This is a genomic window from Planotetraspora mira, from assembly GCF_016863275.1.
Taxonomy (GTDB): domain Bacteria; phylum Actinomycetota; class Actinomycetes; order Streptosporangiales; family Streptosporangiaceae; genus Planotetraspora; species Planotetraspora mira.
Genome location: NZ_BOOO01000090.1, coordinates 1 through 725, shown reverse-complemented (window position 1 = coordinate 725; position 725 = coordinate 1). Strand labels below are relative to the sequence as shown.

The window sequence follows — 725 nt, the reverse complement described above, 5'->3', positions numbered from 1 at the left end:
GGGCGTGGTCAGTGGCCGGCGCTCATGCCGCCGTCCACGTGGAGGATCTCGCCGGTGACGAACGGCGCGTTCTCCAGGTAGACGACCGCCTCGACGATGTCGTGGATCTCGCCCATGCGGCCGACGGGCTGCAGGCCGACGAGGAACTGGTGGGTCTGCGGGTCGTGCATCGGGGTGCGGGTGGTGCCTGGAGAGACGGCGTTGGCCCGGATGCCGCGAGTGGCGTACTCGATGGCGAGGGACTTGGTGGCGGACTGCAGGCCGCCCTTGGTCAGCGCGGCGAGGACAGACGGGACTCGGGAGTCGGGGTTGTCGACGATGCTGGCGGTGATGTTGACGATGTGCCCGCCGCCCTGGGCGAGCATCTGGCCGACGGCGAGCTGGGTGAGGTGGAAGAACCCCGCCAGGTTGATCCTGGTTACGGTGGCGTAATCCTCGGCGGTGTAGTCGGTGAACGGCTTGGCGACGTAGACGCCCGCGTTGTTGACCAGGGTGTCGACGCGGCCGAACCGCTCGACGGCCGCGGAGATCACCCGTTCGGCGGTGGCCGGGTCGGCGATGTCGCCCTGGACCGCGAGGACGCCCGCGTCCTCGGCGGGGGGGATGGTGCGCGAGGTGGCGACGACCGCGTGGCCGAGCTTGCGGTAGGCCTCGACCAGGCCGGCGCCGATGCCCTGCGAGGCCCCGGTGATGACGGCAACCTTCTGAGTCTGCATGCTCATGAC

1 protein-coding gene is annotated in these 725 nt (G+C 70.1%); it reads right to left on the bottom strand.

The genetic code is table 11. From position 1 onward, the window contains the following. Positions 1–8: 8 nt before the first annotated feature. A partial coding sequence (locus tag Pmi06nite_RS41615; protein WP_203958775.1) for an SDR family NAD(P)-dependent oxidoreductase occupies positions 9–725 on the bottom strand: 717 nt, incomplete at its 5' end.